General features: G+C 45.9%; 1 protein-coding gene. It reads right to left on the bottom strand.

The genetic code is table 11. The annotated features are described in order from the left end of the window. Positions 1–47: 47 nt before the first annotated feature. Positions 48–8,270, bottom strand: coding sequence for a tandem-95 repeat protein (locus tag AB4405_RS15700; protein ID WP_372061733.1), 8,223 nt, complete (start codon positions 8,268–8,270; stop codon positions 48–50). Between the last annotated feature and the right edge of the window lie 24 nt (positions 8,271–8,294).

Raw genomic sequence — 8,294 nt, forward strand, 5'->3', positions numbered from 1 at the left:
TCTTTAAAAGACGCACCTTTTTTCATCAACGATACTAACAACCGATCTTAACTGTCATGAATAATCACGATATTGTTGAGGATACTATTATCAACACCAGTGACGCCTTCAAGTTCGATCGTCACAGTTTTACCTTCGCCCTTGTCAACGTTTATAAAGGTATTCCCCCCCTCTTCCGTGACTTCTATAATGTTACTATCAAGCAAGCCCTGCAACGTATCGTCAGCTTCAAACAAGTCAATAAAGTCAATCACATCTCTATTGCCGTCTTGTTGCGAGAAGTCGGTAATCACATCATGGCTGCCATCTAGGTCAGAGCTGGTCCACTTGAAGGTGTCATCGCCTAAGCCACCGGTGAGTCTGTCGTTTCCTTGACCACCAATAATTAAGTCATCACCATCAGTGCCTGTGATGACCGTTACACCGCTTCCTCCTTGCACCGCATACTCAACATCATCAACATCTTCAACATTACCATTAGGAACAATATTGACGTCAACCGTCGCCGTCTCTGTACTTGCCAGTCCTTCAGAATCAACCGCACTATATTCAAATTGGTCTGAAACCTCTGCATCGACAACATCAACCGATTGCAAGACGAACCCAGCCTTTTTGCCATTGTCATCGACGGCTATTATCCGCATTTCATCAAATGGTAGATCTGAAGAAACGGGGATAGAGGCCTGATGGTCAACAATCGAATTGGTGTCCATTTGAATAGGCACATTAGTGACAAGCTCACCAGCGGCATAGAGGTATACGAATATTTTCGCTTGTCCGCCACCATTAACGCTAGCGCTAAACTGCCCGGTAAGACTTCCTACCCCAACCAACGCTCGAGTCATTAAACCAGGTGTGAACTTAACTGACATGTACTCTTTCGTCTGAGCTTCGGTCTCTTTGCCTTGACCATTTTCATCGGCACGCTTGGTATAATACCCTCTTTGTTTCGCCGCTCCAGCGCCATCAAAAGCAATGGATTCCAGCTCGGTATCGACATGAGGTAGGTTTCCACCATAGGTTCCCCCTGTAACAACAAGTCCTTGGTCAGCTAAATCACTGAGGCTCGATCCATAACCTTGAGACGTCGAATCAAAACCAACATCAAGGTCGTAATACACGTTAACGCTGTCCTCTATCAAATCACCGACATCGAGATCAAAACGGTCCCCAGAATCACTCAAGAAGTAAAGCTGTCCAAACTCTGGCTCATCCTCAATTTTCACCAATGTTTGCTTAGCCGCGCTTAAATCATCTTCAGCATCTGTCACAAACTCCGCAAAATTAAGCGGAATCGTATCGTCTTCAGCAAACGTTTCGAAATCAACAACGTTAGGTGCCGTGTTAGCACTAGGACTTGGGCGTTCAGCCACAACCAACTCTATCGATTCGGAAACAACCTGATCCGTTGTAGGATGAGTGTTATCGTTTTCCGACGATATTGCTTCAACCGTGAGCGGATAAGTACCCACGTTGTCAACGAGTACCTGAAGTTCTCCTAATGACTGCCAACCAGACAGATCAACCTCTAGTGAGTCGCTCACTTCAACGGTTTGAATTCCATTAGTGACAATAGTACCCACAGGGAGACCCTTGAGAAGTAACGTCAAAGACTCGGAGCCATCATAATCCGTCAATGCGGATGTAATATCACTCAGGTCGATGTAGGTATCTTCATAGCCATAATTATGGCGAGAGCTTAACGTAATGTTATCAAGCAATGCCCCGTAGCTATCGACTTGGTCCGACTCAAATAGGACGCGATAATTGCCATCGTTTGGTGTTTGGAACACAATACTTTCTGAGTTCCACTCTCGATTAACGCTATCATCAAACGTATACAATTCCGTTCTAACGTCTTGATCATCAACCAAGAACACCTGAACAGGCGAACCATTCACAGCGCGAGCAGCTATATCAAAAGACAAGTTATAAAACGAACCCGCAGTCCCTTCAAACTCGGTGTACAAGGAGTCATCCGTATGATGGCGACCTTCAATCTCAAAGATTTGATTATCACGATCTGATGACTGATTACCTAAATACACCCCTTCTCGACCGACTTCGCCGACCAAACTGGTATTTTCTGTTCCCCAGTCCCCAATAGAACCGTTGCTATTGAGTTCTGAATCCGAGACATTGCCACGCCATGAGCGCCCGCTAAGCTCCACATTCTCAAAGTTAATGGATGCAATAATGTCCTCTCCAGATACTTGCAGAATTGGCACATCGGTCACAGGTTTCACTGTCACATCCAAATCACTTTGCTCGACAACCATGTTGTTTTCATCAAGTGCTTCAACTCGCAATGTAAAATCTACATCACTGTGCTCTTTCGGCTGAATAGTCAGTTGACCTAGCTGATCCTCATCGAGCATGACTGCGTTGTCACTAATGGCGATTTCATTGATTCCAGAATAAAGTTTCGCACCATCAGGTAAATCACTGATTGTTACTTTCACGGCATCACTGTTAGCAGGGAGCGTGATATGTAACGGTATACCGCCTTCTTGATCCTCAAAACCCGTTGAAGGTGACACGATAACATCGGCAATAGATTCAACAGAAATAGTCGCCACTGCGGTATTCGATGGTTGTAGTTCATCATCAAAAACCGTAATTTCAACGATGCGATCAGTTTCATCTGGGGTCTGGCTTGTGTTCGTGAATGAGATCAGTGATAGCGCGGCTTCATAATCATCACCACTTGCTGCGCCGAGTAAGGTGATTGACGTTGCGCCTGAAGTTAGAACAGACGTCGAGAACGAGATACCGCTGAGTAGTACACCAGAAGTTGTGCCGCCAAGCGTGACACTGTCACCTTGTTTTAGATTGGTAAATACAACCTCAGCAGAAGCAATACTGTCTTTGTCATCAAAAATGGATACATCGCTATCCACAACCGAGCTAGCCACTCCCCCTTCGGTAAACTGTGCTTGGAAGCCTGTGCCAGGTTGATTACTCGCATCTAGGTCTAACTCTGGCGCCGCATTGTCGTTATCCGCAATGTTAGCAACTGCTGAAACGACCCCGCCCACTTCAAGAGTAAAGGATTCTAAGTCTTCCAAATCGCTGTCATCAACCGTCGGTAGGGTGATCTCAAAACTGGAAACACCCTGAGGCACGATTAACTCATTGTTAATATCATCAAATGTCACACCGTTAGTAAAACTCGCGCCACTTACATCAATATCATCAGCGCTAGCCGAGTCTGAATTGGAACCAAATACCACGCTATAACGAGAATCAACCAAGGCAATACCATCAAGGTCTACTTGGTAAATCAAAGACTCACCTTCAATAACATCTTCGGTTTCTAGTGTGATTAAATTGATTGTAGGTGACACAATTTCAGGGTTGACCAGAATATTGACTGTCGCGCTATCAAAGCCGCCTTTGTCGTCAGTGACTTGATACTCAAAATCAGCGCGACCGGCAAAGCCATCAGGTAAATCAAAGATAACATTGCCATCTTCAATACGTGCATCGCCGGTGCTTTCCCCAAACACGTACGTGACCCGAAGGCTGTCGCCGTCAAGATCACTGTCATTTTCTAGAATATCGCTAAGCGGCACAATCACTGGTTCGTCGTGGTCAAACACATACGCTCCTGCTCCCACTACCTCAATACCTTGTAAGAAGTAGTCCGACGAATCGGTGCCGCGTGCTGGGCCATTGGTGAAGTCCACTGACTCAAACACCAAGCTGTCAAAAGCAGCGCCATCGGTCTCGATATCAAAGGTGCCTTTATTGCCCGAATCATTGTAGAAATAATCACTGGCCACTAAGGTGCCACCTAGGTAAGCACTCCATTTTCCTTGCTCATGATTATCGCTGCCACCCTCATTAGCGAACAAGTTAGTGACTGAGAATGAACCCTCAACCGCAGGCTCCTTGAGTGTGATAATCAGTTCTTCTGATTGCATCTCATCACGGTTATATTGGATTTGAGATTCAGGACCCGCGTTGGTAGTACCGTCTGGAATACCAATTCGATCAGAGCCATCGATGTTGTAATTAACAACGTCGCCATCGTATTTTGCTACGATGCTTTCAACCATATCCCAACCTTGATCGCCACCGCCCATATCACCTTGAACTAAACGATAGCTCTCAGGATCGTCGACCGCATCAGGGTTTTGGTTGGTTCTTTCATCGTTGATGGTGACGGTTGATTCTTCACTCTCACCCCCCTCTGAATCCACCGCTTTATAGTTAAAGCTATCCTCTAGCGATGTTTCTAAGTAGCGAAGCTCCCAGTTACCCGGCCCTTCAGTGCCAAGGCTAATACCAGTAATGAACAACCCATCATCAACGTTTAAATCATCAACGGAAAAACTTAATTCATGGAACAACTGGTTATTACCAGACGTCTCCTTTTGCACATCAGGGGTATAATCAACGATACTACCATCACTTAGCGTGACCTGAATCGTAACTGCAGATTCATTGCCATTGTTGAGATCACTATAGAAATAGCCCCCCATCCCGTCCAAGCCGAGATTAATGTGTGTTGCAGGTCGCGACGTAAAGTCGATGCTCAGTTGCTCACCAGAGTTAATCCCTTGACCACCGCCAATCCCTAAGCCATGACCAACATGGTTGGCTTGCACATCACCACGATATTGTGTCAAGTCGCCCTTATTGCTGCCGATGGTCACTTCATCACCATTAGCGAGCTCCAGTACGCGATTTTTGCCATCAACCTCATCGCCCCAGTTATAAAACTCATCTTTGGTGCTTTCTAGATCGCTCTCAGTTGGCACCTCTTTAGTGCCTAAGATAAAGCCTTGTGCATCATCACTTGGTTGATAAGTGATCAACGTAGGGTCAAACAATGTTTCGTTGTTCACATCGGCTTGGGTAATCTCAACACCATTGTGATAAAGCGTGCCACCAACCGGTAACTCGGTCAGAGTGACGTTAACTTGCGTGCCATTCGCATCATCTTCAATATCAGAGATATGATCAGTACCCTCTCCTTCAATGGAGCCTGTACCCGTATCAAAGGTGACCGAAACTGGATCATTTCCAGAGATAGTAAAACTGAAGTCCTCCGACTCTGGCGGATCGTTGACCGGAACAACCTGGATCGTCGAGACAGCAACATTCGATGGCGTTCCCTGATCATCAAATACCGTCACCTCAATAATGCGATCGCTGGCATTGGGATCTTCGCTCGTATTATCAAATTCCAGTAGTTGCAGCGCAGCTTGATATTCCGCTGGCGACGCCGTACCGCTGATCGTCAAGACCAATGCCCCTGCGATTGTTTGGGTAGTTAAATTCAAGCCGTTTGGCAGTGTGCTACCCGATTTTAGCAACAAGGAATCATTGCTTTGTGGATTGGTGAGCATCACCGTGGCTTCGGTGATGACGCTAATATCGTCGGTGATCTGAATATCGCTATCAACGACAGAGATCGCCTCATCACCTTCGGTGAAGATTGCCTGATAACCATTGCCAATGGCACTGTCATCAAGGTCAATCTCAGGCGCGAGGTTATCGTTGTCACCCCCTGGTTCGCCATCGATTTGACCATCATCTGAAATCGTTGCATCGGAGCTAACGCCCTGCACCCCATTCGTTGTTAGGCCTTCCGGCTCAGTCACTTTCAGGGTAAAGTTTTCGTCTTGCTCATAGGTTTCATCATCTTCAATGCCCACATGAATATCGACCGTAGTAACTCCCGCTGGGATCACAATTTCACCACCCACAATAGGGAGTACCACATCGCCATTGCCATCGTGATAACTTGCGGTTGTGTGACTAAAGTCATCATCATTCGTGGTGCCATCGATACGCTCAAGTGCAATCGTCAACGGCAAATCAGATGGGTTGCTTAGCGATAGGACAAACGGCACGCTACCAGCATCTTCGCTGACTTCACCACCACCCGAAAGCGCAAGTGTCACACGATCATTGTCGATAATGTTCGCATTAACAGCTTGTCCATCAACCGTTAGCGTAAAGCCTTCACTCGTCTCGTAACGATTATCATCAACAGTCGGTACCACTATGTTAAATGAGCTGACATTTTCAGGGACGACCAACTCACCCGTTTCTTCGTTGTAAGCAACGCCATTGGTAAACGTAACCTGTGATAAATCGACATCATCAGCACTGGCAGTATCGCCTGCGGCACCAAATTCAATACCAAAGAAGGTTTTAACGTTGGTGATATCATCTAAAGTTACGGTATACGTCAGTGTGTCGCCTTCCGTCACGCTATCAACTGCCACTGCAATATCACTGACAGCAACAGGTTCAGGATTGACGAGCACGTTAACCGTTGCACTATCAAAGCCACCTTTATCATCGGTTACTTGATATTCAAAATCAGCTCGTCCCGAGAATCCATCGGGTAAATCAAAGATGACATTTTCACCCTCAATACGTGCGTCTCCGGTACTTTCACCAAATACATAGGTGACGCGAAGGCTATCGCCGTCTAGGTCACTGTCGTTAGTTAAAATCTCAGATAAAGGGATAACAACAGGTTCGTTATGATCAAATACATACGCTCCTGCCCCTACGACCTCAATACCTTGCAAGAAGTAATCTGAAGAATCGTTTCCTCTCGCAGGACCTTCTGTGAAATCAACGGATTCAAAAACCAAACTATCAAAAGCGGCACCATCCGTTTCGATATCAAAGGTGCCTTTATTGCCCGAATCATTGTAAAAATAATCACTGGCCACCAAGGTACCGCCTAAGTACGCACTCCATTTTCCTTGTTCATGACTGCCACTACCGCCTTCATTGGCAAATAGATTCGTGACTGAGAATGACCCTTCAACAGCAGGTTCTTTTAATGTAATCACCAGCTGTTCAGATTCACCTTCAGCACGGTTGTGTTGAATTTGGCTCTCTGGGCTTGAACCTGGTACCGTTGTACCATCTGGAATACCAATTCGGTCAGAGCCATCGATATTGTAATTAACGATTTCACCATCGTATTTAGCCACAATGCTTTCGACAAGATCCCAGCCTTGATCGCCGTCGCCCATATCGCCTTGAACTAAGCGATAGCTTTCTGGGTCATCGACCGCATCTGGATCCTGGTTGACCCGCGCATCTTCAATAGTAACGGTAGATTCTTCGCTATACGCGCCATCAGAATCAATCGCTTTATAGTCAAAAGAGTCCTGCAAGCTTGTTTCAATGTACTGCAGCTCCCAATTACCATTACCCTCAGTTCCAAGTGTAATGCCTTCAATCAGCAAGCTCTCATCAACACCTAAATCAGACACAGAGATAACCAATTCATGATCCAAATCGGCATTACCTGAACTCGATTTCTGATAAGGGTCAAGCGTCACCATAGAGCCGTCACTTAACGTAACAGTCACGGTAACCGCCGATTCATTGCTATTGTTTAGATTTTCATCAAAGTAGCCGCCCAAGCCGTCTAGGCCCAACGTTACTGATGTGGCGGGTCTATCAGAGAAATCTATAGACAAGCTTTCGCCTTCATTAATACCCTGTCCACCACCGACGCCTAACCCAAACCCAACATGATTTGCGTCCTCATCGCCACGATACTGAGTGAGAGCGCCACCAGTACTTGTGATAATAATCTGGTCACCATCTCCTAAGGTAAGCACTCTTTCATTGTCATTTGAACCAGCTTCACCCCAATTATAGAATTCACTCTGAGTGCTATCTTGTTCTGATAAATGGCTACTATCTTTTATACCTAAAATGAAGCTCTCAGCGATATCTGAAGCTTGATAAGTAATCTCGTCGGCGTCAAATTGTGTTCCAGCGGAAATAATATTGCCCGACGCATCAGTAACATGAAGATCAGCTTCAGTGATTTCACGAATATTGCCGTTATCGTTGTAGTACAACACCCCACTGACAGGCAACTCAGTGATCACAACATCAAGGTTCTTATCATCCGTAGCACTTCTATCATCCTCAACATCGGATATATGGTCACTGCCCACACCTTCTATCGACCCTTCACCCGTATCAAATACAACACTGGTAGGCTGGTTATCAGAAACCACAATAGAAAAATCTTCTGAGTTTGGATCGTCATTAAGTCCAGTGACCGTAATAGTAATCGTTTGGGGCTCGCTCGGTAGCCCTTCGTTGTCCACCGCTATATAAGTGAAAGTAACGTCTTCTGATTCGTTCTCCGTAAGAGATTGGAAATCACTACCCGGACTAAAGGTATAAGAACCATCTGTATTGAATGTTAAACTGCCTTTTCCGTCTGGAACATCCGTCGCCAAGGCGTAAGACACCACGGTGCCGTCCACATCAGAGCCTTCCGGTACATCACG

The sequence above is a fragment of the Vibrio sp. 10N.261.51.F12 genome (assembly GCF_041471725.1).
Classification (GTDB): Bacteria; Pseudomonadota; Gammaproteobacteria; order Enterobacterales; family Vibrionaceae; genus Vibrio.